The following is a 26,790-nucleotide window of genomic DNA, read 5'->3' as shown; positions in this document are numbered from 1 at the left end:
GACCAGCGTTATCCACAGCCTCCCGCGTGAGTCCCGGCCGGACTGGTTAGTCTCGAATACGTGAGCAGGCTCCAGGTCGTCAGCGGCAAGGGCGGGACCGGAAAGACGACGGTCGCCGCCGCACTGGCGCTGGCCCTCGCGACCGAGGGGAAGCGGACGCTTCTCGTCGAGGTCGAGGGCCGGCAGGGCATCGCCCAGCTCTTCGAAACGGAGGCGTTGCCGTATGAGGAGCGGAAGATCGCGGTCGCTCCGGGGGGCGGCGAGGTGTACGCCCTGGCCATAGACCCCGAACTGGCCCTTCTGGACTACCTCCAGATGTTCTACAAGCTCGGTGGCGCGGGCCGGGCCCTGAAGAAGCTCGGCGCGATCGACTTCGCCACCACCATCGCCCCGGGCATCAGGGACGTCCTGCTGACCGGCAAGGCGTGCGAGGCGGTGCGCCGCAAGGACAGGAGCGGCCGGTTCGCGTACGACTACGTCGTCATGGACGCCCCGCCGACCGGCCGCATCACCCGCTTCCTGAACGTCAACGACGAGGTGGCGGGCCTGGCGAAGATCGGCCCCATACACAATCAGGCACAGGCGGTGATGCGGGTGCTGAAGTCGCCGGAGACGGCGGTGCACCTGGTGACGCTGCTGGAGGAGATGCCGGTCCAGGAGACCGCCGACGGCATCGCCGAACTCCGTGCCGCGCGACTGCCGGTGGGCCGGGTCATCGTGAACATGGTCCGGCCGGAGGTGTTGGACGCGGCCGACCTGGAACTCGTACGGACCGTGGAGCGTTCCTCTGTCGCACAGGCGTTGTCGGCGGCCGGGCTGGGCGGGGCCCGGCGTGGCGGCAACGCGGAGAAGCTGGTGGACCCGCTGCTGGAGCAGGCAGCGGAGTACGCCGAGCGGTACGCGCTGGAGCAGGAGCAGCGCGCGGTACTCGGCGAGCTGGGCCTGCCCCTGGGTGAACTGCCGCTGCTCGCCGAGGGCATGGACCTGGCGGGCCTGTACGAACTCGCCACCGAGCTGCGGAAGCAGGGGTTGTCATGAGTCCGGACCCGGCCGAGGCGCCCGACGCGGCAGTGACGGCCGAGGGGCGGGAGAAGACCCACGGTCTCTCCCCCGCGCGCTCCCTCGACATCGACTTGCTGCTGGACGACCCGAAGACCCGGATCGTGGTGTGCTGCGGCTCGGGCGGGGTCGGCAAGACGACGACCGCGGCAGCCCTCGGCCTGAGGGCGGCCGAGCGGGGCCGCAAGGTGGTCGTGCTGACCATCGACCCGGCCCGGCGGCTGGCCCAGTCGATGGGCATCGACTCGCTCGACAACGTCCCGCGCCGGGTGAAGGGCATCGAGGATCAAGGAAACGTGTCGCGCGGCGCTTCGGCCGAGGACGGTGGCGAGCGACGGGCGGGCGGCGAACTGCACGCCATGATGCTCGACATGAAGCGCACCTTCGACGAGGTCGTGGAGGCGCACGCGGACCCCGAGCGGGCGGCCGCGATCCTGGCGAACCCCTTCTACCAGTCGCTCTCGGCGGGCTTCGCGGGCACGCAGGAGTACATGGCGATGGAGAAGCTGGGCCAGCTGCGCGCGAAGGACGAGTGGGACCTGATCGTGGTCGACACCCCGCCGTCCCGCTCCGCGCTGGACTTCCTGGACGCGCCCAAGCGGCTCGGCTCCTTCCTCGACGGCCGGCTGATCCGGCTGCTGACCGCCCCCGCCAAGCTCGGCGGACGCGCGGGGATGGCCTTCCTCAACGTCGGCATGTCGATGATGACCGGCACCCTCGGCAAACTGCTGGGCGGCCAGCTGCTGAAGGACGTCCAGACGTTCGTGGCGGCGATGGACACCACCTTCGGTGGGTTCCGTACGCGCGCGGACGCCACGTACAAGCTGCTCCAGGCGCCCGGCACGGCGTTTCTGGTGGTCGCGGCCCCGGAGCGGGACGCGCTGCGGGAGGCGGCGTACTTCGTGGAGCGGCTGGCCGAGGAGAGGATGCCGCTGGTGGGCCTGGTGCTGAACCGGGTCCATGGCAGCGGCGCCGGCCGGCTGTCGGCCGAGCGGGCGCTCGCCGCCGCCGAAAATCTTGAGGACCCCCGCATTGTGGATCAGGGGGGCGGGAAAGCTGGACTTCGTAACTCTCCCGATGCATACGGCAGTTCGCGCCTTCCCGCATCCGAGACCGCAATCGACGCCCCTTCCGAAGAAGGCTCCCCCGCCGACGCGGAGCACTCCGTCGACCGGCTCACCGCGGGGCTGCTGCGACTGCACGCCGATCGCATGCAGCTGCTCTCGCGCGAGCAGCGCACGCGTGACCGTTTCACCGCCCGTCACCCCGAGGTGGCGGTGGTCGAAGTAGCCGCGCTGCCCGGCGACGTCCACGACCTCGCGGGCCTGCGCGACATCGGCGCCCGACTGGCAGCGGGCACGGCAGAGCGCACGGAACTGCCGTAGCGCGGCCACACGGGCGCCCGGCAGGCCGCGCGGCACCTCGTGCGGCGAGCGGCCGCAGGCGCGCAGGTGACCGTCGTCTGCGCGCGGGCGAGCGGTTGCACGCGCGCACGCGAGTGGTCGCATGTGCACGGGTGACCGTCTTGTGCGTGCAGACAAGCGGTCGTACATCCGTCAGTGGCCGTCGTGTGCGCCCAGGACAAGCGGTCGTACATGCGTCGATGACCGTCATATGCGCACAGACAAGCGGTCGTACGTGCACCAGTGGCCGTCCTGCGCGCGTGGGTGGCACACGCGCGCTCGGCATGGCCGGCACATGCGCGGATGCAAGGCCACAAGCCTTCCGCGCAGAGCGCCTCGGCCCACCCGGGCCGCCTCCGCGGGAGAGGCCGCACGGCAGATCGCGGCTTCCCCGGGCGCAGGCCGGATCGGCGTTTCCCGGACCCCGTCGCTTCCCGGGTCCCGGGCATGCACCCACTCGGCACCCCCTGGACCTGTGCCCCGGGGGTGTGCCGGAGGGAATGCCCTCAGCTCACCGCCGCGTAGTGCTCGTACACCTCGTCGCTGTCGAGGGGCACGATGCCCGCGCCGCGCTCGTACTCCGAGCGGGCGGTCTCCAGCAGCCTGCGCCAGGAGGTCACGGTGGGCCGGCGGCGCAGCAGTGCGCGGCGCTCCCGCTCCGTCATACCTCCCCACACGCCGAACTCGACGCGGTTGTCCAGCGCGTCGGCCAGGCATTCGGTGCGTACCGGGCATCCGGTGCACACCGCCTTGGCCCTGTTCTGCGCTGCTCCCTGAACGAACAGTTCATCCGGATCGGTAGTGCGGCAGGCAGCCTGCGCACTCCAGTCGGTTACCCAGCCCATACCGGCGCCGTCCTCTCCCGAATCGAGGCTCCCCCACGGCGGCAGCGGCATATTCACCGCCGCCAGTTGAGGACGTTACGGAAGGTGGGCACAGCGCAACACCCCCTTCGGGCCCAATCTTGAATGGCCCGAACGGACTATGGGTAAGCGGCAGATCACCCGGGGGAGTGAGCTGGTGACATGCGTGATCATCCCGGCAAAGCGGGACTTCTGCGGTACGTCACATCGGGCGCCAGGTGACACACGAGGCGGATTCGGGCACGCCCCCATCAAAAAGTCGGGGTTCCTCCGGAACGATTCGGGGTCGCCGGACGTATTGATACATGGCCGCACTGCTGTGACAGTTGAGAGCAGCTTAGGCCAAGGCCTGCGCACATGTCCGGGAAATGGAAACGTAGGCAGGTCAGGTTGCGCTGCCGTCACGATCCGGCACCCGAACATCCCGAGGGAGAGCCGCTCCCTCGGAACGCTCATGAGTACGGATTAGGCTGCCCCCATGCCAAAGAAGCGCTCGGGCGGTGGTCTGTCGCCAACGCAGCAGGCCGCCAAGTTCCTCGGTGTCAGTGTGCTCGCCGGAGCCGTGATGGCGGGCATCGCACTGCCCGCGGCCGGCGCGCTGGGCCTCGCGGCCAAGGGCTCGGTCAAGAGCTTCGACGAGATCCCGGCCAATCTGAAGAGCCCCCAGCTCAGTCAGCGCACGACCATCCTGGACAACCGGGGCAAACCGATCGCGAGCGTCTACTCCCGTGACCGCACGGTGGTGGAACTCAAGGACATCTCGCCGTACATGCAGAAGGCGATCGTCGCGATCGAGGACTCGCGCTTCTACAAGCACGGCGCGATCGACCTGAAGGGAGTGCTGCGTGCCCTGAACAAGAACGCGCAGAGCGGCGGTGTCGCGCAGGGCGCCTCCACGCTCACCCAGCAGCTGGTGAAGAACTACTTCATCGAGGAGGCCGGCGACGACCCGACGAAGGTCGCCGAGGCCACCCAGCAGACCCTCGGCCGCAAGATCCGCGAGCTGAAGTACGCGATCCAGACCGAGGAGAAGCTCGGCAAGAAGAAGATCCTCGAGAACTACCTGAACATCACCTTCTTCGGCGAGCAGGCCTACGGTGTCGAGGCCGCCGCCCAGCGCTACTTCTCCAAGCACGCCAAGGACCTGAACCTCCAGGAATCGGCGCTGCTGGCCGGCATCGTGCAGTCCCCGAGCCGCTACGACCCGGTCAACGACGACGCCGAGGCCACCAAGCGGCGCAATGTCGTGCTCCAGCGGATGGCGGAGCTCGGCGACATCTCCCAGAAGGAGGCCGACCAGGCCAAGGAGAAGCCGCTCGCGCTGCACCCCAGCCACCCCAAGAACGGCTGCATCACCGCGGTCCGCGGCGCCGGCTTCTTCTGTGACTACGTACGCGACGTCGTCCTGAACGACCCGGTCTTCGGCACCACCAAGCAGGCCCGGGCGAAGCTCTGGAACCAGGGCGGCCTGACGATCCGTACGACGCTCGACCCGCAGGCGCAGGACTCCGCGCAGACGTCCATCAAGGACCATGTCTACAAGTCCGACGAGGTGGCGACGGCCGCGGCCATCGTCGAACCGGGCACCGGCAAGATCCTCGCCATGGGCCAGTCCCGCCCGTACGGCTTCGGCAAGAACGAGACGCAGATCAACCTCTCCGTCAACTCGGACATGGGCGGCGGCGCCGGCTACCAGCCCGGTTCGACGTTCAAGCCGATCGTCGCGGCGGCCGCGATCGAGGGCGGCAAGCCCCCGACGCAGGAGTACTCGTCGCCGTACGAGATGCCGTACCCGAGCACCGTGCAGGCGTGCAACGGCAGGATCTGGCGCAACGACCCGCGCAAGCCGGCCAAGCTGGCGAACGAGAACGAGTCGGAGCACGGCCCGTACGGCATGAAGGAAGCGACCGCCAAGTCGGTCAACACCTACTACGTGCAGCTGATCGGCGACATCGGCATCTGCCCGGTCATCGACATGGCCAAGAAGATGGGTGTGGCGCGCGCGGACGGCCGCAAGATCGACCAGGCCCCGTCCATCGCGCTCGGCACGCAGGAGATGTCACCGCTGACGATGGCGGGCGCGTACGCCACCTTCGCCTCGCGCGGTATGTACTGCACCCCGGTCGCCATCGAGTCGGTCACCCAGAAGATCGGCAGCCAGGTGAAGTCCCTTCCGGTGCCGAAGTCGAACTGCTCGCGGGCGATGTCGCAGAAGACCGCGGACACCGTCAGCACCATCCTCAAGGGCGTGGTCGAGGACGGTACGGGTCAGGAGGCCGGCCTCGGCGACCGCCCGAGCGCGGGCAAGACCGGTACGACGGACGAGCGCTTCGCGGCCTGGTTCGTCGGCTACACCCCGAACATGGCCGGCGCGGTCTGGGTCGGCGACCCGCAGCACAAGCGCAAGATGATCAACATCAGCATCGGCGGCGTACCGCACGACAAGGTGTTCGGTGGTGAGGTGCCCGGCCCGATCTGGCGCGACATGATGACCGGCGCGCTGGAGGGCAAGCCGGCCGAGGACTTCCACCTGATCGACATCCCCGACGACAACACCGGGGACGACCAGGGAAAAGGGCACGGGAAGAAGCACGGCGGCAAGAAGGGGGACAGCACGGGCGGGATCGGCGGCCTGATCGGCGGTCTGACGGACGGGGGAACGACGGACGGCGGCACGGGTGACACGATCGGCGGCACCATCGGCGGCCCCGTCCCGACGCCGACCTTCTCCCTCCCGGGCAACTTCATCCAGGGCCAGGGCAACGGCGGTGGCGGCGGCAATGGGAACGGCGGCCGGCGGGGCTAGGCCGGGCAGGCGGGGCTAGGCAGGCGAGGCCGGGCTCAGTTACCGAGATACGGCAGCGGGGCCACGCCCTTCTCGCGAAGAGCGCGGCCCCGTCGCTGACTGTGTGGCTGTAGCTGTCTGTGTGCAGCTGTCTGTGTGCAGCTGTCTGGTGCAACTCAGCCCTGAAGCAGCTTCTTCACCGCGGCGGCGACGCGGCCGCCCTCGGCCTGACCGGCCACCTTCGGGTTCACGATCTTCATGACGGCGCCCATGGCCCGCGGCCCCTCGGCACCGGCCGCCTTCGCCTCTTCCACGGCCTGCGCGACGATCGCGTTCAGCTCCTCGTCGGACAGCTGCTTGGGCAGGTAGTCGGCGAGCACCTCGCCCTCCGCCTTCTCCCGCTCGGCCTGCTCCGGGCGACCGCCCTGCGCGAAGGCGTCGGCCGCCTCGCGGCGCTTCTTCGCCTCGCGGGTGATCACCTTGAGGACCTCGTCGTCGGACAGCTCCCGCTTCTCCTTGCCCGCGACCTCCTCCTTGGTGATCGCGGCGAGCGTCAGCCGGAGCGTCGAGGAGCGGAGCTCGTCGCGCTCCTTGATCGCGGCGTTGAGGTCGTCCTGCAGCTTCGACTTGAGCGTGGTGGTCATGCGATCGATTGTCGCAGGTGTGCCAGCCCGAACGCCCGCTGATTTAAGGGGTGCCGACGCCCGGTCGCCCGGGGGACGCCGGTCGGGCGATCGAGGGTCGGCCGGTCTCACCGTGCCGCCGGGGTCTGACACGATGGGCGTATGCGCGCGCGATACGGAGTACCCCTGGGAATCATGGCGGCAGGCGCCGCCGGGCTGGCGTACGCGGCGGGCTTCGAGGCCCGCTCCTTCCGCCTGCGACGAGTGACGGTCCCGGTACTGCCGCCGGGCATACGTCCGCTGCGCGTGCTGCAGGTCTCCGACATCCACATGGTGAGCGGCCAGCGCAAGAAGCAGCGGTGGCTGCAGTCGCTGGCGGGCCTGCGTCCGGACTTCGTGATCAACACCGGCGACAACCTCTCGGACCCCGAGGGCGTCCCGGAGGTCCTGGACGCGCTCGGCCCCCTGATGGAGTTCCCGGGCGCCTACGTCTTCGGCTCCAACGACTACTACGGCCCCAAACTCCGCAACCCGGCCCGCTACTTGCTGGAGAAGACGAGCGGCCGCCATGGCCTGAACGGCAACCCGCCGGCGGTCGGCGCGGTCCACAACCCGTGGGAGGACCTGCGCGACGGCTTCGACGAGGCGGGCTGGCTGAACCTGACGAACACGCGGGGTGTCCTGAAGGTCGAGGGCATCTCGATCGAGCTGACGGGCCTCGACGACCCGCACATCAAGCGCGACCGCTACGCCCGGGTGGCGGGCGGCCCGTCGGGGACGTACGACTTCTCGCTCGGTGTGGTCCACGCCCCGTACCTGCGCACACTGGACGCGTTCACGGCGGACGGCTACCCCCTGATCCTGGCCGGCCACACCCATGGCGGCCAGCTGTGCATCCCCTTCTACGGCGCGCTGGTCACCAACTGCGACCTGGACACGGACCGGGTGAAGGGCCTCTCCACCCACACGGCGGACGGCCACACCTCCTACCTCCACGTCTCAGCAGGCTGCGGCACCAACCGCTACACCCCGGTCCGCTTCGCCTGCCCGCCGGAGGCGACATTGCTGACGTTGGTGGGGCGGTAGTACGGGCATGTGAGGGGCGGGGACGGGGGTGTGAGGACGTGCGGTGCGGGGACGTGCGGCGTGGGGACGTGAGGTGCGGGGCGTCCGAAGCGCGGAAGTACGGGGCTGGGACGAGGTAACGCCGGATCACAGCCGACCGGAGTGGACCCACCCGGGACTGCACCCATCCGGACTACGCCGAATAGCCCCGCCCCTTCCCCGCACCTAGCGTCAGGTGCATGACCGCCCCGATACCCAGGGACCTCCCGGACCTGCCCGCGGTCCCGCGCCCGCCCCTGCCACCGCCCACATCCGTCCCGGCCACGGCGGTGGTGGCGCCGGTGCGCCGCCCGATGGTCGCGCTCCTCCGCCTGCTGACGGGTCTGACGGCGGCAGCCGGCGTGGCCCTGGAGCTCCTGCTGGGCACCCCGGCCCGCACCCTCAGCTACTTCAGCGTCCAGGCCAACATCCTGCTGGCCGTCGTCATGCTCCTGTCGGCGTCCAGGGCCGGCCGGGCCCGACGGCCGCTCCCCTCCGCCGTGACAGGCGCCACACTCCTCTACGCCCTGGTCGCGGCGCTGGTCTACCACCTGCTCCTGGCCCACACGACGCCCCCGTTCTCCATGACCGGCGCGACGACGGCCCCGGAGCGCTGGCACGCCCAGTGGGCCACCCTCCAGATCCTGCACACGGTGACGCCGACGGCGGCCCTGCTGGACTGGCTGCTGCTCACGCCCGCGACCCGGCTGCACCTCCGCCAGACTGCCGCCTGGCTCCTCTACCCCCTGGCCTACCTGGCCTTCTCCCTGACCCGGGCGGCTTTCCTCGCCCCGTCGACCCCCTCCCGCTACCTGTATCCCTTCCTGGACGCGGCCGCCCACGGCTACCGCAGCACCCTGGCCAATGCGCTCCTCCTGGGCCTCGGGATCCACGCCCTCGCCGTCCTCCTCGTGGCCCTGGACCACACCCGCCCGACCCCGGTCCGCCGCCGGGTCTAAACCGGATTTCGTCTACAGCCACCAGTGGGCTAAAGTAAACGTCGTCGCCGCGAGAGCAGCGACATCGGGGTGTAGCGCAGCTTGGCAGCGCGCTTCGTTCGGGACGAAGAGGTCGTGGGTTCAAATCCCGCCACCCCGACAGCCGAAACAGCAGGTGAGGCACCTACTAGCGACTAGTAGGTGCCTCACCTGTTTTCTCTGCGTGTCTAACTGCGTGACTACCGCTTTTCGCGTGTCTACGGGCGCCGCTCCTGCGCTCCGAAGATCCCGTCCATGACCACCGCGCCGGTCTGGATCACAGGCCGGATCTGCTTCCGGTACACCTCCTCGGTCACGGCCGTCCCGGAGTGCCCGACAAGCCGGGAGATCTCTTCCAGCGGGACGCCCCGGTCGGACAACAGGGACACGAAGCTGTGCCGCAGCTCCCTGGGTGTCCACTCGTCGGCGTTGAGCCCATCGATGCCCTTGAGCGCCTGACGGAAGGCACGCCGGACGTTTGCAGCGTCGAGCGGCTTTCCCACGGCCGAGGAGAAGACGAGCCCATGCTCCTCCCACTTGTCCTCGGCGTCGAGCCGATCCCAGCCCTGATCTTCGAACTGCTGCCAGAGGGCTTCGACGCAGCGCGCCGGCAGAGCGAGCGTGCGCCGGGACTTCCGGGTCTTCGTGTCCCCGCTTTGCCGGACCGAGCGCCAGACAGCGATGTGTGGGGGCTGTGGCGGATCGAGGTCCGGCCGACCCTTCAGGAAGACGTGGTCCCAGGTGAGCGCCCGCAGTTCCTCGGTCCGGGCCCCGGTCAGCAGCGCGACGACGATGTAGGCGTACATCGACGTCCCCTCGGCCCCCTTCAGCACTGCCTCAGCCTGAGCGAAGGTGAGTGCCTTGGAGGGGCGCCCCGCCTGTCCCTGAGGAACCGAGCACAGCTCAACGACGTTCCGTTTCACCTTGTCCCGCGCCATGGCCCGCTTGACCGAGCGGTTGAGGCAGGAATGGATCCCCTGGAGCGTGCGCGTGCTGAGCGTCTTTGCCTTGGTGGACAGCCAGCGGTCTACGTCCTCCGCGCTCAGGTCACGAAGCTTGCGGGCGCCGAGGGACGGGATGACGTGCTTCTGACTCAGCAGAGTCATCGTCTCGACAGTGCTGGAGTCGAGGGCCGCCAGACCGTACGTCAGCCAGTCCGACACCGCGTCCTTGACGGTATAGCCGGTCGGCGCGATGGCAAGGCCGTCTTCGTAGTCGCGCAACACCTCCTTGAGCTTGGTCTTGGCCTCCGTCTTGGTCTTGCCGCTGGCCCGCTTCACGATCCGCTTGCCGCTGGCGTCGTAGCCGAGACTCGCCGTGGCGATCCAACGCTGCCGCTTCTCATCCCAGTGGAGACCGCCGTCGCCCCGGCTCCGTCGCTTCGTCATCAGGCCGCCTCCCCCAGGTCCATACGCGAAGCGAGGTATGTACGCACCGCCTCAGCCGGAATCCGGCGGCTACGACCGATGGTCAACGACGGCAGTTCCTTGGTCCGGATGAGGTCATAGACCTAGGTTCGACCGATCTTCAGTGCGGCCGTGACCTCACGGAACGTCAGGAGCTCGTCAGTCATCCCACTCCCCCATGTCTTGAAGGTCCGTCAGGGCATCACGTGCTGTCTCTCGGTTCAGTCGGATGTCTCGGGCGATCGAGGCAGCGAGCCAGGATTCACCGGGGGTGTGGCCCTGTCCGGCGTAGGTCCAGTGGACGAGCACGAGCGTGGAGCCCTCCGTGTCGTCGAGGTCTTCGGAGAGCCCGCGTTCGCGGCGTTCCTGGTGGGCGAGGTAGTCGGCGCGGACCTGGCGGAGGGCGCCGAGGGTGGTGGAGTAGCGGCGGGACTTGGTGGAGAAGTGGCCGCGGAAGCCGAGCATGTGGGCCCAGCGGGTCAGCTGGCGGTCGGGGTAGAAGGGTTGGAGTTCGGCGCACGCGGCCATGAGGCGACGGGTGTGCTCCGGGATGTCCAGCTGCGCAAAGTCTTCGCGCAGGCCCGTGCCGCGACAGGTGGTGCAGCGGCTCAGCGCTGAAGAGGGCTGGTGGTAGCGCAGGTGATGGCCGGTCCCCCGGCACGCCTTGCAGTAGACCGGGGTGTCGATGGCTCCGGTGCTTTCGGCTGCCTTGGTGGCGTACTTGGCCACGTACGATGCGACGGCCTGCTCGGTCAGCTCCTCCTGTCCCAGAGCGCCGATAGCCTGGACATCAACCTGGGAACCCCACCGCAGCGTGCGGGCGGGGCGGTCTCCGGTGGCGGGAACGGGCACAGAGACGCGGGCGACGGCGGCCTTGGTGGCGTCGTCCAGGAGCGCGACTGTCGCCCATGCCGGCGGAGCGGTACCGGGGCCGTCGGGACCATCGAGACGCATCACGGCGTGGAAGTGGACGGCCCCACGCTTCTGGAACTCAGCGACCTTCCCGAAGGAGACCCGGCACACCTCCTTCAGTTCGGTCTGCGTCAGGCCCGCGCGGGCGGCGAGCTCCCGGCGCAGGTAGATGGTGAAGCGCCGCCACAGGTCCCCGGCATGGTTGTTCCACAGCGCCGCGCCCGCGTAGTCGTAGCGCTCCGGATCGAGCGCCGTGCCCAAGGCCGGGTCGCCGTCGGCATGCCGGGTGCCGCAGCGGCAGCGGCCGGTGTCGGGCCGGTTGTGCACGGGGCCGAAGGACGGAGCCGTGAGGGTTGCGAAGACGCGCGGATGATCCCGGACGGTGGCGGGCACGTCCTTCTGTTCGTCGCCGGTGATCCCGGCCCGGATCAGGTGGTAGGTGTCCCCGGCGTAGGTCCAGGCACAAGCGGGGCAGCGGGAGGCCCGCCGGTTGCCGCAGGCGACCCGGAGCATGCCGCCCGGCTCCTGCTCGGTCGAATACGCGTACAGGATGTCGCCGGTCTTGGCGTCGCGGGTGACGGTCTGGCCCATGAGGCGGATCGGGTGGGCGCAGCCGCCGGTTCGGCGAATCTGTTCCTGCCAGCGGTCGAAGCCAGGGTTGTTGGCCACCCGGAACAGGTCGGCGAGCGTGGTCGGGTCGGCACCCAGGGAGGCCGCAGCACCAGCCACGGCCTCAGGGGCGACGGGAAAGACCGTCACGCAGCCACCTCCACCGTGGCCACGGGCGAAGCAACGGGGAGCACCCTCACCGCCGACGTGCCGAAGGAGGGGTCAGCCGGGCAGATCCGGTCACCGTCGTGGGTGAGCACGCACAGTCCGTCCACCGACACGCGAACCCAGCCGGGCGCGTGAGCACGGCAGCCGGGGCACCTGGTCGGACGGTCCAGCAGGTCCAGGCATGAAGCCTGTGGTCGAGATCTGCCGCATCGCGTACACGGCCGAGGACCGACCGGTCGAGGTCAACCAGATGCTCTTGGACGCTGGCTCTTACGTCCTCGAATACCGACTGAGTAGCTGAGCTCCGCAGCCCGTTACAGGTTTCTCTACCTCATCAAGCCCCGGCCGCGCTCCGCTCCGCCGGGCGCGCTTCCCGGCTCCGCTGCGGGCGCCGCTCCTGCCTCCGGCCCGCTCCGCCCGCGCTGCGCCGACGCGCGCCCACATGCGGATGGGGCCGGTGGCCATGAGTCGATCACCGCATAGTGCGGCCCGCGGTCAAGGCAATGTCTCCGGCGGGGGATCGGCCGGCACCGGGATGGAGGGGGCGCCGCCGCCGACTGCGGATCCGTAGGGGCGGGCGCGGAGAGCTCCCATCCCGTCCACCGCCGACCCAGGCAGAGCCGAACGTCGCAGCGCAGTCGAAAGCCCGAAGCAGGTCAATGGGTATCGGCCGAGATGTCCGAGCGCATGGCACCTCTTGTCTCCAGACGCAGTTCCAGGTACCTGCGTGTCAGTTCCTCAAGCTCATCGCTGTCGAGACCCACCCCCGCGCTCACGGCATCGCGCATCATTCGCACCGCCCGACTACATTCCTCAGCCGGGCGAACGACGGAGGGCGGCGCGACAAGCTCCAACTCATGGCGTGATGCGTAGCAGAGGGTGTAGGCCGACCGTGTCAGCCGGTACCGCTCGCCCGCATCAAGACCGGGCGTGGCAGCAATGTTCCGCAGATCGCTGCCAGCTTGGGCATGAGCCGCGAGAAACCGTGAGTAGAGCTCCCGCCGTGTCCTATGCCACTCAGACACCGCCTCTCGCCGCGCCCTTCGGTGCTCCACGAGAAGCGCCGATCCCAGAGCAATCACGCCACCAACAAGTGTTGCAAGTAGTGATATCCAGGCCACTTCGGAACGGTACAAGCGCCGGACGCGGGGGCCCAGTGGGCGTGCCCCAGCCGTGCCCGATGGAGCGGTAAGCAATGGGGAACACCGGGCGCGTGATCCGCGGGCGCAGACGGGACGGACGTCGATCAAGCAGCGTGGCTGAGGTCGGTGGGGGCCAGCGCTGCACACGCGCGCCTGATCGGTTGACGCGCCCGCCATCGTGGCTGACTGTCGTCGGCCGGGGTTCAGACCTGGGTCCGCCGCACACCGGTGCACGTGATCAGCCTGCTGCCAGCGGATGTGGCTTTGAACAGATGCACCGGCACAAGAAAAAGAGACCCAGTCGTCGACTACCCGTGGTCGACCAGGTCTCGTGGGACAGGGTGTGTCTACTTCACGCCAACGCCATACCCGGCCACGGCGTCAGGGCACTGTGGCGTAACCAGATCATTTGATCCTGTATCCATTGAACCGTCAGTGACGAACTGGGTCATACCTGTTGCATCATCACCGATGTAGTCCCAGACGTTCGTCGGCGCCCAAGGTCCGTACAGCACTGTTTCAGCGCGCGTCTGGCAAAAGATCGTCACTTGGGCGCCCGGAGGCAGGGTGCGAACGACCGGTTTGCTCGTGCTGGGCGTCGTACGCACGTTAAGCGGAACTGTCGGGTCTCCCGAATTGACTGTGCCCGTAACCGCTCGGCTCGCGTCCACGGTATCGAGCCGACGTTGATGGAAGCTGGGATCAGATGCTGTGTCCTGCCAGCACAAGGCCGTGGCCACGTCGCCAATCCTAGGCGTGATCCCGAGAATGAAGTCAAGGAGCTGGTTGCCGAGGGACGGGCAATGCCACCCGGAGGCTCCCAGGAATTGGTCCACGACCGTCCCCCCTGCACCATCACCGGCCGTGTCGACGGCAGCTTTGATCTCCTTGCGGTGGGCCAGGAGGAAGTCACGGATGGTGGAGCCCGCAGGAGCAGCGTGTGCGGTGCCGCCCCCCTCACGGACCGGGAACGCTGTTGGCACAGCGGTCAGCCCGAGCGCCAGCAGCGCGGCTGTCATGAAGAGGTACAAGAAGTGGCGCGCCGGCCGGCGCTCGATATGTGTACGAGCCATGGAGACTCCGTTCGAGGAGGCGTGACCTGGTGACCCACTGAAGTGATGGCGTCACGAGATGTGACCTGTTTCAGGGTCTCGTGTCCCAGGCGGTTCGGCTCGAGAGAAGTCTCCAAGACTTGTCCGCAAAACTTGATGGTTTTTCATATAGGGATCCTTGTGGGGTCTACACACCGAATAGACCGACAAGAGCATGACAAGGCAAATGTCGCACGTATTGGCTTTGCAGGTCAGGTTCGGGCGGACGGACCGGGGCCCGCTGGCCGGCAACCGCCTACTCGCCTGAGGGCTCCTCGTTGTTGGCCCGTTGACGGATGTCACCCGGACGCCATTTGCCACCGCAGGACAGCGTTCAGCGTCCCCGCACTGGGCGATTCACGCGTAGAGGCGCAGCAGGGGTGAGTGTCTAACTGCGTGACAACGCCGACGAACAGCGGCGGACGGGCGCAGACGTCTGCGGACCATCTGAGCAGGTGAGAAGCACGCCAGCCCAAGGTGGAGTCCCCATTCAAGTTGCTTCGGGACGAAGCCTGGAGACGATCTTGGAATTCGTCTCCAGTCAGCGCCCTACTGGCGAGCGGAACCCATCGCCCGACGTGCTTCCACCCCCTCCCGCATCCCAGCGGTGGCTGGGGCGGTCGGCTCCACGGCTTTAGGCAGCCCACTGTGGCGCGAGCCTCGCAGATCATGGCCCCAACATCGTGCTTTACCGGGCAGGTGTACAGACTGCCCGACGCGCCGGAAGCCTACGGGGCCATGATCACTCGCGCCAAAGCAGCTCCAACCCAAAGCCGCTCCGCCAGCAAACTCGACATTGCCGATCGGAGGCCCTGGGACGCTTCAGGGGCGCAGTGCTTGTTGCAGTGCCTCGATGGCGAGTGTGCGGGCGACCGTTGTGGCCTTGGAGTCACGGAGGCTGTCGAGCATCAGGAAGTCGTGGACCATTCCCAGCACTCGGACCGCGGTGACGTCTACTCCCGCTTCGCGGAGCTTGGCCGCGTAGGCCTCACCTTCGTCGCGCAGCACGTCGGCCTCGTCGGTGATGACCAACGTGGTGGGAAGACCACGGAGCTGCTCGATGTCGGCTCGCAGCGGCGAGGCATAGATCTCGGTGCGCTGCTGAGGGTCCGAGATGTAGGCGTCCCAGAACCACTTCATCCCGTCGCGAGTGAGGTAGTAGCCGTCGGCGAACTGCTGGTAGGACGGAGTGTCGAAGTTGGCGTCGGTGACGGGGTACAGCAGCACCTGGGCAGCCAGTTGGACATCTCCGCGCTCCTTGGCCATCAGTGCGAAGACCGCCGACATGTTGCCGCCCACCGAGTCGCCGCAGACCGCCATCCGTGAGGCGTCGAGGTTCTGTTCCCCGCCGTTTTGAAGGATCCACTTCCCGACCGCGTAGTTCTGCTCGATCTGAGTCGGGTACTTCGCCTCGGGGGCCCTGTCGTAGACGGGGAAGACCACCGCGGCGTCCACTCCCACCGCCAGTTCGCGGACCAGCCGGTCGTGCGTCTTCTCATCGCCGAACACCCATCCGGCGCCGTGTATGTACAGGATCACCGGGAGGGTTTTCATCGATCCTTGGGGGCGGATAATGCGTGTGCGGACGTGGCCGTACTGTCCGGCGTCGATGGTTACCCAGTCCTCATCGACCGCGGGCTTGGCCACCCCCGTTCCCTCCTGGAGGCCATCGAGGATCTCGCGGCCGTTCTCCGGCGGGACTTCGTAGATGCGTGGATGCGGTGATGTGGCCTCCGTCAGCTCTCGGGCAGAGGGTTCCAGGACGGGGGTTGTCACAGATCGAGAATCGGGCACAACGCGCCTCCTGCCTCAGACGTAGCGGTATGTGCGGCCGGCCCCACCTTTTCCCATCGTCTCTCGGCAACGCACCGGTGCAACCGCGGAACAGGGCGTGAAGGCCACACCACGTTAGGTCGTCGAAGCTGGGCCCCAGTGCGAGTCGACCGGACGCCCCCCGATTGCGTCCTGGCCATGCGGGCCGCAGTCTGCCGACATGGACTACAGCCCGGAAGCAGGCGTGCGGCCCATTCTGGTGACCGGTGCTGCGGGCAGCGTCGGGGCTGTCGGCAGGACCGTGGTCCAGGGTCTACGGCGCCGGGGTCTCCAGGTCCGTGCTCTGGTGCGCCGGGATGACGACCGTGCCCAGGCGCTGCGCGCGACGGGCGCCGAGGTCGTGGTCGGAGATCTGACGTGTGCTCGTGATGTCGCCGACGCCCTCGACGGCTGCGGTCGGATGTATTTCGGCATGGCCGTGTCGGCACAGTATCTGCTGGCTGCCGTGACCACGGCGGCGGTCGCGCGCGCCTACGGAAGGCTGGAGGCGTTCGTGAACATGTCGCAGCTGACCGTCTCCGAGATGGACGCCACCAGCGGCTCCGAGTCGCACCAGCATCGACAGCAGTGGCTGGTCGAACAGGTTCTCGACTGGTCAGGCCTGCCCGTGGTTCAGGTCAGGCCCACCGTCTTCCTGGAGAACCCGCTCTTCCAGACCGTGTTTTCCTCGATCGCCAAGGACGGCGTGATCAGGTGGCCCTTTGGCGAGGCGAGAACCTCCCCGATCGCGGCCGATAACGTTGCCGCGGTTGTCGAGGAGATCTTGGCCGATCCGGCCGGGCACATCGGCCGGAGCTATGAGCTGACCGGCCCCCGATCACAGGACGTCGCCGCTCTGGCCGCGGAGATTTCCGATGCTTTGCACCGCACGGTCGGCTACACCGCCGTCCCGTTGCAGGAATGGCTGGACAACGATCTCGCGGCGCTGGAACTGCCGGCCCATGTACGTCAGCACATCTCCACCATGGCTCGCCTGCACCTGGACGGCCGCTATGACCGCCAGGCAGAAGGCATGGCAGAGGTCACCGGGCGGTCCGCCGAAGGAGTAGCCGACTTCGTCCGCAAGAACCCCGAGCTGTTCACTCGCTGACGCCGACAGCCGCCGTGAGAAACCAGACCCGACGCTGACCGAAGAGACAGACCGTAGGGGCACCTTCCCCACTAGTTTGAAGCCTTTTCACATGCAGCGCGTACTTCACGCTTCCGCTGTCCGTACGTCTGCTGTACGGCAGTGAAGTACAGCAACCGCCACAACCCCACGTCCATGGCCTCCGCGCCCTCGGTGATGACCGGCCGCCGGAGCTGCTTCCGGTAGACGGCCTCCGTCGTCGCTTGACTGGTGTGCCCGACAAGCTGCGCGATGCGCTCCAGCGGAATTCCGTGATCCGAGAGCAGCGAGACGAGGCTGTGCCGCCACTCGCGCGGCGTCCGCGCCGGGGCCGGCCCCGCCTTCTTCACGATGGCCTTGAAGTCACGCCGGACGTTGGCCGCGTCCAGCGGTTCACCGGGCCTCGTCGTGAAGACACGGCCGGCCGGACTCCACTCTGGCCGCGCCTCCTCCGTGCGTACGCCGCTGAGGAGTGAGAGCACGAGTTAGGCGTACAGCCGCGAGGGGCGAGCGGCGGCGCGCACAGGTTCCGCCTGCTTCAGGTTCAAGGCCTTGCTCGGACGCCCCGGCCTTCCCTCTGGAGCGGTGACGAGCAGGGCGACGTTCCGCGCGGCCTTGTCCCTGCGGCTGAGCCTGCTCGATGGAGCGGCGCAGGACGGCGAGCAGGTCGCGGAGAGTACGCGTCGCGAGGAATTCAGCCCTCCCGTCCATCCAGTCGTCGACGTCGTCCGCGCCGAAGTCTTCCAGCTTGGCTTTGCCGGTGAACGGGATCAGGTGCTTGTTCGCCATCGAGCGGTTCTTGCCGAGGGTGCCCTTCTCGTCGCGACCTTTCAGGCCGCGCTCCAGCCAGTCGTTCACCGCGTCGGCCACGGTGCAGTTGGCCGGCGCCTTGACGCCCGACTGCACTTCCTTCCTCAGGTCCCGCATCTTCTGGCGGACCTCAGTCTTGGTATCGCCGTACACCTTCGGTCGGCGCCCCTTGCCGATCCGCACCGTCTGGAGACGCCCGAGACGGATCTCTTCGTAGACCAGCGAGCGGCCGATACCCAGGGCCGCCACCGCTTCTTCCGGTCGGTACAGAACCCGCTGAGTGGCGAAGCAAGGGTGATGCTCATCCGGGATTGCTCCTCGACTGGCGTCCGAGCCCTGCTGCTTGCCGCTTCCGTGTGGCGGACGTGGCGGATTCTGCGGGGCGGAGGGCAGTACCGCGTCCAGGCGTCCGTGAGGTCTTCTGCGTAGTAGCCCTTAGAGAAGCCGGACAGGGCAGTCGCTACCTCGCCTCCTCGGCCTGGCTACGGCCCTTACCTGCTGGAAGCGACTCGCGAAACTCAATATGTGAGACAACCTCTGAGCGCTCGTCAACTGATGACACGTCAAAAATGGCTAAAGCTAAGCCCCTTGAGTTAAAATCCAAAAGTCTGTTCGATCAAGGATAAGGACACTTGGCATGAGCATGCTGAAGAAAGGCCTGACGCTGGCAGCTGTGACCGGCGCGTTGCTGGGCAGCGCGTTCGTCACGCCGGCTGCAGCCGATCCAAATACCTGCCCGAAGGGGTATGCATGTGGATGGACGGGGGCAAACAGGACCGGAACCAGGCACGTCAACTCTCTGACGCCCGGCTGCTATCCCCTTGAGAGGGTCAATCGGTCCGTCTCAAACCAGACGCCCTATCGCGTGGAACTCTGGCACATCACCACCGGCTGCAACCAAGGCACCAAGCTGGCTACTCTGAATCCGGGCCACTACGCAGACAATCCCGGCGCCGTTACAGGGATAGCGGTCTACAAAATTTAGCGCTGCGGCCTTCGCAGAGAAGGCCGAGCCCGAGGTGCACCGACGCTGCTCCGCCCGTCACGGGCGGAGCAGCACGCTTAAAAAGTTGTCTCACGTGGCGTGATGCCCGTGCGGCATGATGCGGATCACGGGTGCTAGTTCGCACCCAGGAACGGCGCCGTCCACTACCTCTGCTTCCAGGACACCCACGAGGCGTGGATCTACCCGGGCCAGTACATGACCTGGACCTTCGACCTGCGCGTCGTCGATCCGGCCGCCCTGAAGCCGGGCCGGGTCAAGGTGTCGTCGCTGAGCACCGACCCCGACGCGAGCAACAACACCGCGGCGATCGTCGTCCGCGCCCCGGGCCACGGCTCGGGCACCGGCGGTGCGGGCAAGGGCGGTACGGGCAACTGCGGTACGGGCAACGGCGGTACCGGCAAGGGCGGTACGGGCAACGACGGTGCGAGCGGTGCGGCGGGGTCCGGCGGCACGTCCGAGGGCAAAGACACTGGCGCCAGCACCGGAGGCGCCACGGTGACGGGCGGCTCCGGGAACGGGGCCATGGCCGACACCGGCACGAGCCGTGTGGTGCCGCTGGCGGCCACGGCGTCGGCACTGGCCGTCCTCCTCGGCGGAGCGCTGTTCGCCGGCTTCCGCCGCCGCAGGCAGGGCTGAGCCGGCCGGGGCGACGAGAGACCTCCGCAGCACCCGGCAGGGCGCCGTGCGGAATCCGCGACCCCGCCAGTGCAGTACCGGCTCAGGGGCCTGATCCAGGAAATGGATCAGGCCCCTTGGCGGTTCCGCCGACCGGCACCGAGGCACCGGGCGCGGGCGTGGGCGTGCCGGGGCCGGAACACTCCCCGTCGCTGCCAGGCCGCTGACAGGCTTCGACGGCCTCTGCCAGCGGTCTGCCAGTGGCCTGCCAGCACGGTCCGGCACCGTCTTCCTCATCGAGAGCAGCGAGGACCGCGAGAGCGGGCGAGCGAAGAGATGGGGAGGGCACAGATGTCGTACGCCATCCGGGCCGAGGGTCTGGTCAAACGCTACGGGGACATGGTCGCGCTGGACGGCGTCGACCTGGAGGTGCCGGCCGGCAGGGTGATCGGCGTGCTGGGGCCGAACGGGGCCGGCAAGACCACCACCGTACGGATCCTGTCGACGCTGCTGCGGCCGGACGGCGGACGGGCCACGGTCGGCGGGCACGACGTGGTGCGGGACCCGGTGCGGGTGCGGCAGCTCATCGGACTCACCGGGCAGTACGCGTCCGTCGACGAGAGCCTGTCCGGCACGGAGAACCTGGTGCTGCTGGGCCGGCTGCTCGATCTGCCGAAGCGGGCCGCGAAGGCGCGGGCGGCCGAACTCCTGGAGCAGTTCTCGCTCACCGAGGCGGCGAGCCGGCCGCTCAGCACCTTCTCCGGTGGTATGCGCCGCCGGCTGGATCTGGCGGCGAGCCTGGTCGGGCGGCCGCAGGTGCTGTACCTGGACGAGCCGACCACCGGACTCGACCCGCACGCCCGCGGCGAGGTGTGGGACGTGGTCCGGCGCCTGGTCGACGACGGCTCCACGGTGCTGCTCACCACGCAGTACCTTGAGGAGGCGGACCAACTCGCCGACAGCATCACGGTGTTCGACCGCGGCCGGGTGGTCGCCGAGGGCCGCCCCGGCGAGCTGAAGCGCCAGGTCGGCGGCCAGATCCTCCAGGTCCGTCCGTCGCTGCTGCAGGACGTGCCCCGGGTGACCGCGATGCTGACCGAGCTCACCGGCACGGCCCCCGTCCAGGACGGTACGAACGGGCTGCTGACCGTGCCCGCCGACGACCCCCTGCTGGTGTCCGCCCTGGCCCGCCGTCTGGCCGCGGACGGCATCGGCACCGACGAGATGGGGCTGCGCCTGCCCAGCCTCGACGAGGTCTTCCTGGCCCTGACCGGCCGCCCCGGCACCACCGACGCCCAGCAGAACGACGACACCTTCGCTGAGAGGACCGCGGCATGAGCGCCCAGACCATCGCCCCCGCCCGCACCACCCGCCAGGCCGCCGCCCCCTTGCGCATCGGTGCGGCACGCTCCCTGCGGCACAGCTTCGCCCTTGCCGGGCGCGGCGCCACCAAGTTCATGAAGTCGCCGCTGCAGCTCACCGACGTGGTGCTGACGCCGGTCATCTCGCTGCTGATGTTCGTCTACCTCTTCGGCGGCGCCATCTCCGGCGGCCATGACCACGCGTATCTGCAGATGGTCACGCCAGGGGTCATGGTGATGACCGTCTTCCAGGCGAGTATCGGCATCGGCGTCTCCCTCAACGCCGATGCGAGCACTGGGATGTTCGACCGGTTCCGGTCCATGCCGATCGCCCGCTCGGCACCGCTCGTCGGCGCCGTCCTCGCCGATTTCGTGCGGTACGCCATCTGCCTCGGCACGCTGCTGGTCCTCGCTCTGATCATGGGCTACCGGGTCGGGACGGACCCGCTGTCCACGCTCGCCGCGCTGGTCCTGCTCATCGGTTTCGCGCTGAGCTTCTCCTGGCTGTCGGTGTACATCGGCATGCTGGCCAAGACGCCCGGTTCGGTGCAGGGCCTGATGACGGTCGTGGTCCTGCCGCTGACCTTCGCCAGCAACGTGTTCGTGCCGGACCGGACCATGCCGGGCTGGCTGCACGCCTGGTCGGACATCAACCCGGTCAGTCTGATGGCCGACACCGTGCGCGGTCTGCTCAACGGCGGCGCCGTCGCGGACCCGCTGCTCGGCAGCCTCGGCTGGATGGCCGGCATGGTCGCGGTCTTCTTCCCGCTGGCGATGCGCGCCTACCGCAGGAACGCCGGGTAATCACCGACTCCCTCGGGAAACAGGGGCGCTACGACGGCACCGGCCGGCCGACTTCACCGGCCAGCCGGTGCAGCGCGTCCGCCCGTGACAGCGCGGCGCCCTCGTCGAACGCCGCGCGGTACTCCTGCTCGCCGAGCCGCCCCGTCAGCCGGTCGACGAGTTCGCGCAGCTCGGGCTCCCCCTCGTCGAACGCGCCCCGCATCACCTGACTCATGCCCAGCGAGCGCGCCGCACCGGCCGGGTCGCCCTCCAGCGCGAGCAGCCCGCCGAGCAGCTCCGCGACCCAGGCGAGGCCCGCTCCCGCACCCTGGGCCAGCAGCCCGCCGGCCGCCTCGGGCAGCAGGGCCCGCGCCCCGGCGGCGTCGCCTGCGGCCAGCCGGTTCTCCATCCGGGTGCTGATGATCAGGTCCCGGGCCGACTCCGCGGGGAGGGACCGGCTGCGGACGAACGACTCCAGCGCGTCGAGGACCCGGTCGGCGCCCGCCAGATCGCCTTCCCTGCGGTGCAGATTGGCCATGCCGGCCACGATGTTGGCCTCCAGGCGGCGATGGCCCCGCTCCCTGGCCTGGGCCTGGGCCCACTCCAGGTCGCGCCGCGCGCCGGCCAGGTCGCCGCTGCGCCGCCGTTCGCGGGCCAGGCGGACCCGGCCGAGGTCCAGGTAGTCGTCGGTGCCGAGCTCCGAGCTGAGCGCGACCACCCGCTCGAAGGTGGCGATGGCCTGTGCGTACTCACCGCGCAGCGAGTGGTCGCGGCCGATGGGGAGCAGGCTCATCACCAGGCCCCAGCGGTCCCCCACCTCCTCGAAGCCGCGCAGCGCGGCCAGCCGGGAGGCCGCACCGGTGCGCAGATCGCCCTGCTCGGTGAGGACGAAGTCGTACGCGAGGTGGGCGCTGGCCCGCACCCACGGGTCGGGCGACCGCAGCGAGCGCGCGAGGCGGCCCTCGGGGGTCTCCGACTCGTCGTCGGACACGGCGAGTTGGGAGATGCGCAGAAACAGCCCGGCCGGGCGGAACTCGCGGGCACCCGCCGAGTCCACGTCCGCGACCGGCAGGCCCGCCCGGGGCGTCGTACCACCGAGGGTCTGCAACTCCGCCAGCGCCGAGTCCAGTTGGGAACTCATGCCGCGCACACCCCAGTACCAGGACAGCGCTCCGACGAACCGGGCGGCCAGGTCCCCGTCCCCGGCGTCCACGGCCGAGCGCAGCGCATGCACCAGATTGGGGTGCTCGGCGTCGAACACCGCGATGGCATCGAGCTGCCGACCGGTGCGCAGCCGGGGTTCGTGTTCCTGGGCGAGGGCGAGGAAGTACTGCGTGAACCGGCCGGTGAGGTCGTCGCCGGAGGTGTCGAGCCGGGTGGCGGCATAGGCGCGTACGGTCTCCAGCATCCGGTAGCGCGGCTCGCCGTGTGCGGAGTCCGAGGAGTCGACCAGTGACTTCTCGATGAGCGCGTCGAGGATGTAGAGGACGTCGTCGGCGGGGAGGTCCGCGTCCGCGCAGACCGCTTCGAGGGCGGCGAGCGTCGCCCCGCCGGGGAACGCGGACAGGCGGCGGGCGAGGATCCGTTCGGGCGCATCGAGCAGGTCCCAGCTCCATTCGACGACCGCGAGCAGGGTGCGCTGGCGCGGCAGGGCGGTGCGGCTGCCCGAGGTCAGCAGCCGGAACCGGTCGTCGAGGCGGCGGGCGATCTGGTCGACGCCCATCGAGCGCAGCTTGGCGGCGGCCAGCTCCAGGGCGAGCGGCAGCCCGTCGAGCCGCCGGCAGATCTCGACCACGGCGCCGACCGTGGCGTGATCGAGCGTGAAGCCCGGCCGGACGCTCGCGGCCCGCTCGGTGAACAGCCGCACCGCGGCCGACCGGGCCGCCTCGGCGGGCTCCGGCTCGCCGGCGGGTACGTCGAGCGGGCCGAGGTGGCACAGTGCCTCGCCGTCGATGGCGAGGGGTTCCCGGCTGCTGGCGAGGATCCTCAGCTGCGGGAGCCTTTGGAGGAGTTGCCCGGCGAGTTCGGCGGCGGCGTCGACGAGGTGTTCGCAGTTGTCGAGGACTAGGACGGCGTCGCCGATGTCGAGGAGCTCGGCCATCCGGTCGACCGGTGCGGCGCCCTGGGTGCGTCCGGCGTCGTAGAGGCCACCGTCCGTGGAGCCGACCGCGCCGAGCACGGCGTCGGCCAGCTGGTCGGGCGCCCCGACCCCGGCCAGCGGCACGAACCGGACGCGGCCGCGTTCCTGGGCCCGGTCCCGGCCGACGGCTTCGAGGGACAGCCGGGTCTTGCCCGCGCCGCCCGGGCCGACGATGGTGACCAGGCGGGACGCGGCCATCAGCGCGGCCAGCTGGGACAGTTCGCGCTCGCGGCCGACGAAGCTGGTCAGCCGGGCCGGCAGCGGGTTCGCCACCGTGTGCGGCCGGGCCGCCGCCGGGCGCGCCAACTCTCCGCGCAGCAACGCGAGATGGGTCTCCCGAAGGCCGGCCGACGGATCGACGCCCAGCTCGTCGGCGAGCCGCTCGCGGATCTCCTCGTACGCCGCGAGGGCGTCCGACTGACGGCCCGCCGCCCACAGGGCCCGCATCCGCAGCTCGGCCAGGCGCTCGCTCAGCGGGTTGGCCGCCGCCACCGTGCCCAGGTCGGCGAGGATCTCCGCGTGCCGGCCGAGCCGCAGCTCGGCCTCGAAGAGGTCCTGCGCCGCCGCGACCCGCAGATCGTCGAGGCGGGTGACGACCGCGGCGGCGAAGGGCGCCTCCCGTACGTCGGCGAGGGCCTCGCCCTGCCACAGCCCGAGCGCCTCGCGCAGTACGGCCGCCGCCTCGTCGTGGTCGCCCTCCGCGCACCGCTTGCGCCCCTCGGCGGCCAGTTCCTCGAACCGGGCGGCGTCGACCTCCATCGCCTGGCCGGCGGTGAGCCGGTAGCCCCCGGCGGCGGACTCCACGCGGGCCACGCCGCCCAGCGCCCTGCGCAGCCGGGACACCAGGGACTGCAGCGCGTTGCCCGCCTCGGCCGGCGGGTCCTCGCCCCACAGACCGCCGACCAGCGCGTCCACGGACACCGGCCGCCCGGCATCCAGGGCAAGCCGGGCGAACAGCATGCGCAGCCGGGCCCCCGAGACGACGGCCGGCGGCGGACCGTCTGCGCCGTCCCCGTGTCTTTGCACCTGGACAGGGCCCAGCAGAACTATGCGCACGGCGCTTCCCCCGAGATCAACCGACGACCCGACACAGCATCCAGCACAGGCCGTGCCCGGTAAAGGCCGAAGGAGAGCGGCAGGCGCCACAGCGGGGGCGCTCACCTGAGCAGGGCGTTCAGGTGAGCAGGGCGTTCAGGTGAGCAGGGCGTTCAGGTGAGCAGGGCGTTCAGGTGACGCTGCTTCTCCATGCGGCCTCGGCCTTCTCCAGCTCCTTCACCGCCGCATCCGACGCCTCCTGCGCGCGATCCGCCGCTCTTCTGCCCACTGCCAGGAACCCGACGAGTGCCGCCGCATACCCTGCGAGCACCGCGCTCCTGTCGGCTGTCCGGGCCAGGAGCCGGGCGTGGCGCAGATTGAGCCGAGCCGCGCCGGCCCTGCCCGCCTCTCCTCGTGCGACCGCCGCGCCGGCTGCATTACCGGCGCCCGCGGCGCAGACTTCGGCAAGCGCGGCGAGCGCGAACGCCAGGGGCACCAGTCCACCGATCGCCAGGCCTGCGGCCACGGGCACCGACAGGACCCGATCCGCTGTCGGCGTACGCGCGGCGAACGTGTCTGCCGCTCCCACGCCCGCAGCCGCGAAGAGCAGGAGTGCGGCGAAGGAACAACCCATCAGCGACCCGAACGGGCCGTATGCGGCGCCCCTGCCACCGGCGGTCTCCTGAGCATCGGACGCCCTCCCATCGGTGCGGGCGCCGGCCCCCTTCGGAGGCAGGTCGGGTGGATGCCCTTCCTGCGGGGACGGCGCGTAATGATGCACGTCACCCAGAACATGCCCTGCGATGAAGATGCCGGGGCCGTGGTTGTGCTGCTCCCGCTGTCTCAGGGGTTCAGGCTTCTCGGCCATGCGTCGCGCCGTGATGGATCGTGAGGCCGCCCTGGACATTGCCGTTGATGAACGTGCCCTGGCCGTGATTGTGCTGGTTGATCACGCTTGTCGGCCGATCCGCCCCCGTAAGGGCCCGTAGCTCCGCAAAGGCCACCGGGTCCCCTCGCATCAGCTCCTCCAGAGCGGGAGCCCGGGCGGCTGCCGCACTGCGCGCCTCCTCGTCGCGGTACGCCGCCGGGCACCGCTCCACACGCGCTCGATCCTCGTCCAGCCGCTCCAGTACGACGCCGGTGTCCCGCCGGTCACCGCGTCGCACGGCACGCCGGATGACATCCCTGGCCTTGGCGTAGGTGTCCTGTGACGCCTCACTGAGGAGTGCCGCGAGCACTGTCGTCACGGTGAATGTCAGCTCGTCCACGGTCGTCGTCTTTCCCCCGATGGTCCCAGCACTGTATCGGCGCACGCACCGGGCGGCAGCCGGAACGCTCAGGTTGACCGGACGCTGCTCGGAGTTCTACCCCTCACGCGGCCTGCAGCGCGGGCGATTCGGAGGCGGCCGGTGCGGCGGGCGGGGCCGTGAACCGCGGGTCCACCGTGAGGGCGGTGACACCGAGCGGCGCGGTCAGCGCGCGCAGGGCGGGCTCGGCGAGGCGGATCCACGGCCGACCGGGGCCGAGGGCGGCGGACAGCCGGCGCTCGGTGGTGAAGCCGACGGCCGTACGGTCGCCGAGCGGGGTGCGGAAGAGCCGGGCCGCACACCCGGAGGGTCCCGGCCGGACCGGGACGTACAGGGGTCCGGCCGGGAACGGATCGGAGGGCTCGGGGTCTTCGCCGTAGCGGAGTTCTGCCATGGGGTGCCTCCCGGTTCGGCAGGGAGCGAGGGATCTGGGTGCCCCGGACGCGGGGAGGCGGTGCCGGGGCGCGGTGCCGAGGTTATGCCCGGTGCCGGGGCGTACCGGAGGTGCCCTGACGGGACGCTTACGGTGTTCGGGACGCCCTTGACGGCATGCTGACGGCACCGGGGCCGGGCAAGGGAGCCGCACCCGCTCCGGCGGGGGCGCCGCGCGGGCAGGGCCGGCCGCCATGGACGCGCACCCGGCAACGGCG

At 69.5% G+C, this 26,790-nt stretch carries 22 protein-coding genes, 1 tRNA gene and 1 pseudogene; 11 read left to right on the top strand and 13 right to left on the bottom strand.

The window, feature by feature from the left end:
* The first annotated feature begins 60 nt into the window (after positions 1-60).
* Positions 61-1,038: an ATPase BagA gene (gene bagA, locus ACZ41I_RS38290; protein ID WP_363215592.1), complete on the top strand. Its 978-nt coding sequence runs from the start codon at positions 61-63 to the stop codon at positions 1,036-1,038.
* Positions 1,035-2,444, top strand: coding sequence for an ATPase BagB (gene bagB / locus ACZ41I_RS38285; RefSeq protein WP_399773317.1), 1,410 nt, complete (start codon positions 1,035-1,037; stop codon positions 2,442-2,444). The genes bagA and bagB overlap by 4 nt, the downstream gene beginning before the upstream one ends.
* A 524-nt stretch (positions 2,445-2,968) precedes the next feature.
* Here bagB and wblA read toward each other — a convergent pair.
* Entirely contained in the window at positions 2,969-3,307 is a 339-nt protein-coding gene (gene wblA / locus ACZ41I_RS38280) for a transcriptional regulator WblA (RefSeq protein WP_362111877.1), read from the bottom strand.
* Between the two features lie 496 nt (positions 3,308-3,803).
* On the opposite strand from wblA, the gene ACZ41I_RS38275 reads away from it, so the two are divergent.
* Positions 3,804-6,131, top strand: coding sequence for a transglycosylase domain-containing protein (locus tag ACZ41I_RS38275; RefSeq protein ID WP_363215594.1), 2,328 nt, complete (start codon positions 3,804-3,806; stop codon positions 6,129-6,131).
* Positions 6,132-6,286: 155 nt separating this feature from the next.
* On the opposite strand, the gene ACZ41I_RS38270 is transcribed toward ACZ41I_RS38275, so the two are convergent.
* Positions 6,287-6,754, bottom strand: a complete 468-nt coding sequence (locus ACZ41I_RS38270) for a GatB/YqeY domain-containing protein (RefSeq protein WP_399773322.1) — start codon at positions 6,752-6,754, stop codon at positions 6,287-6,289.
* A 141-nt stretch (positions 6,755-6,895) separates the two neighbouring features.
* On the opposite strand from ACZ41I_RS38270, the gene ACZ41I_RS38265 reads away from it, so the two are divergent.
* The 3 genes from ACZ41I_RS38265 to ACZ41I_RS38255 all read left to right on the top strand — a co-directional run bounded on the left by ACZ41I_RS38265 (position 6,896) and on the right by ACZ41I_RS38255 (position 8,935).
* A complete protein-coding gene (locus tag ACZ41I_RS38265; RefSeq protein WP_399773325.1) occupies positions 6,896-7,819 on the top strand; it encodes a metallophosphoesterase in 924 nt (307 codons plus the stop codon).
* A gap of 218 nt (positions 7,820-8,037) precedes the next feature.
* The gene (locus tag ACZ41I_RS38260; protein ID WP_363215597.1) at positions 8,038-8,796 is read left to right on the top strand and encodes a Pr6Pr family membrane protein; all 759 of its coding nucleotides are present in this window, start codon (positions 8,038-8,040) and stop codon (positions 8,794-8,796) included.
* A gap of 65 nt (positions 8,797-8,861) precedes the next feature.
* Positions 8,862-8,935, top strand: a tRNA-Pro gene (locus tag ACZ41I_RS38255).
* Positions 8,936-9,032: 97 nt separating this feature from the next.
* On the opposite strand, the gene ACZ41I_RS38250 is transcribed toward ACZ41I_RS38255, so the two are convergent.
* From ACZ41I_RS38250 to ACZ41I_RS38230, 5 genes and pseudogenes are all read right to left on the bottom strand, one after another.
* Positions 9,033-10,202: a site-specific integrase gene (locus ACZ41I_RS38250; protein WP_468516320.1), complete on the bottom strand. Its 1,170-nt coding sequence runs from the start codon at positions 10,200-10,202 to the stop codon at positions 9,033-9,035.
* Positions 10,202-10,387: pseudogene (locus ACZ41I_RS38245) on the bottom strand (helix-turn-helix domain-containing protein). Before ACZ41I_RS38245 ends, ACZ41I_RS38250 begins: the two are co-directional and overlap by 1 nt.
* Positions 10,380-11,891: a replication initiator gene (locus ACZ41I_RS38240; RefSeq protein WP_468516319.1), complete on the bottom strand. Its 1,512-nt coding sequence runs from the start codon at positions 11,889-11,891 to the stop codon at positions 10,380-10,382. The pseudogene ACZ41I_RS38245 and the gene ACZ41I_RS38240 overlap by 8 nt, the downstream one beginning before the upstream one ends.
* 1,507 nt (positions 11,892-13,398) lie before the next feature.
* Positions 13,399-14,124, bottom strand: a complete 726-nt coding sequence (locus tag ACZ41I_RS38235) for a hypothetical protein (RefSeq protein WP_468516318.1) — start codon at positions 14,122-14,124, stop codon at positions 13,399-13,401.
* 840 nt (positions 14,125-14,964) lie between these two features.
* Positions 14,965-15,918, bottom strand: coding sequence for an alpha/beta hydrolase (locus tag ACZ41I_RS38230; RefSeq protein WP_468516317.1), 954 nt, complete (start codon positions 15,916-15,918; stop codon positions 14,965-14,967).
* Positions 15,919-16,135: 217 nt separating this feature from the next.
* On the opposite strand from ACZ41I_RS38230, the gene ACZ41I_RS38225 reads away from it, so the two are divergent.
* The gene (locus tag ACZ41I_RS38225) at positions 16,136-17,065 is read left to right on the top strand and encodes an NmrA family NAD(P)-binding protein (RefSeq protein ID WP_468516316.1); all 930 of its coding nucleotides are present in this window, start codon (positions 16,136-16,138) and stop codon (positions 17,063-17,065) included.
* Between the two features lie 71 nt (positions 17,066-17,136).
* Here ACZ41I_RS38225 and ACZ41I_RS38220 read toward each other — a convergent pair whose 3' ends face one another.
* Positions 17,137-17,565: a tyrosine-type recombinase/integrase gene (locus tag ACZ41I_RS38220; protein ID WP_468516315.1), complete on the bottom strand. Its 429-nt coding sequence runs from the start codon at positions 17,563-17,565 to the stop codon at positions 17,137-17,139.
* Complete coding sequence (locus ACZ41I_RS38215) at positions 17,477-18,142, bottom strand: hypothetical protein (RefSeq protein ID WP_468516314.1); 666 nt, start codon at positions 18,140-18,142, stop codon at positions 17,477-17,479. Before ACZ41I_RS38215 ends, ACZ41I_RS38220 begins: the two co-directional genes overlap by 89 nt.
* 388 nt (positions 18,143-18,530) lie before the next feature.
* Here ACZ41I_RS38215 and ACZ41I_RS38210 point away from each other — a divergent pair, with 388 nt between their 5' ends.
* The 4 genes from ACZ41I_RS38210 to ACZ41I_RS38195 all read left to right on the top strand — a co-directional run bounded on the left by ACZ41I_RS38210 (position 18,531) and on the right by ACZ41I_RS38195 (position 21,679).
* Positions 18,531-18,878 (top strand): peptidase inhibitor family I36 protein, encoded by a 348-nt coding sequence (locus tag ACZ41I_RS38210; RefSeq protein ID WP_363215601.1) that lies wholly within the window; start codon positions 18,531-18,533, stop codon positions 18,876-18,878.
* A gap of 216 nt (positions 18,879-19,094) precedes the next feature.
* Positions 19,095-19,535: a hypothetical protein gene (locus ACZ41I_RS38205; RefSeq protein ID WP_468516313.1), complete on the top strand. Its 441-nt coding sequence runs from the start codon at positions 19,095-19,097 to the stop codon at positions 19,533-19,535.
* Positions 19,536-19,865: 330 nt separating this feature from the next.
* Positions 19,866-20,852 carry an ATP-binding cassette domain-containing protein gene (locus tag ACZ41I_RS38200; protein ID WP_363215604.1) on the top strand — a complete coding sequence of 329 codons (987 nt, stop codon included), beginning with the start codon at positions 19,866-19,868 and terminating at the stop codon, positions 20,850-20,852.
* On the top strand, positions 20,849-21,679 hold the full coding sequence (locus ACZ41I_RS38195; protein WP_468516312.1) for an ABC transporter permease: 831 nt from the start codon (positions 20,849-20,851) through the stop codon (positions 21,677-21,679). The genes ACZ41I_RS38200 and ACZ41I_RS38195 overlap by 4 nt, the downstream gene beginning before the upstream one ends.
* Before the next feature lie 28 nt (positions 21,680-21,707).
* Here the strand turns inward: ACZ41I_RS38195 and ACZ41I_RS38190 are convergent, their stop codons facing one another.
* From ACZ41I_RS38190 to ACZ41I_RS38175, 4 genes are all read right to left on the bottom strand, one after another.
* Positions 21,708-24,854, bottom strand: a complete 3,147-nt coding sequence (locus ACZ41I_RS38190) for an AfsR/SARP family transcriptional regulator (protein WP_468516311.1) — start codon at positions 24,852-24,854, stop codon at positions 21,708-21,710.
* Between the two features lie 169 nt (positions 24,855-25,023).
* The gene (locus tag ACZ41I_RS38185) at positions 25,024-25,701 is read right to left on the bottom strand and encodes a hypothetical protein (protein WP_363215607.1); all 678 of its coding nucleotides are present in this window, start codon (positions 25,699-25,701) and stop codon (positions 25,024-25,026) included.
* Positions 25,685-26,101: a hypothetical protein gene (locus tag ACZ41I_RS38180; RefSeq protein ID WP_399773481.1), complete on the bottom strand. Its 417-nt coding sequence runs from the start codon at positions 26,099-26,101 to the stop codon at positions 25,685-25,687. Before ACZ41I_RS38180 ends, ACZ41I_RS38185 begins: the two co-directional genes overlap by 17 nt.
* A 103-nt stretch (positions 26,102-26,204) precedes the next feature.
* Positions 26,205-26,534 (bottom strand): SAV_915 family protein, encoded by a 330-nt coding sequence (locus ACZ41I_RS38175; RefSeq protein WP_468516310.1) that lies wholly within the window; start codon positions 26,532-26,534, stop codon positions 26,205-26,207.
* Between the last annotated feature and the right edge of the window lie 256 nt (positions 26,535-26,790).

This window comes from Streptomyces sp. NPDC030799 (assembly GCF_055572255.1).
The sequence above is the reverse complement of the archived record's forward strand: the minus strand, read 5'-3'. Positions and strand labels throughout refer to the sequence as shown.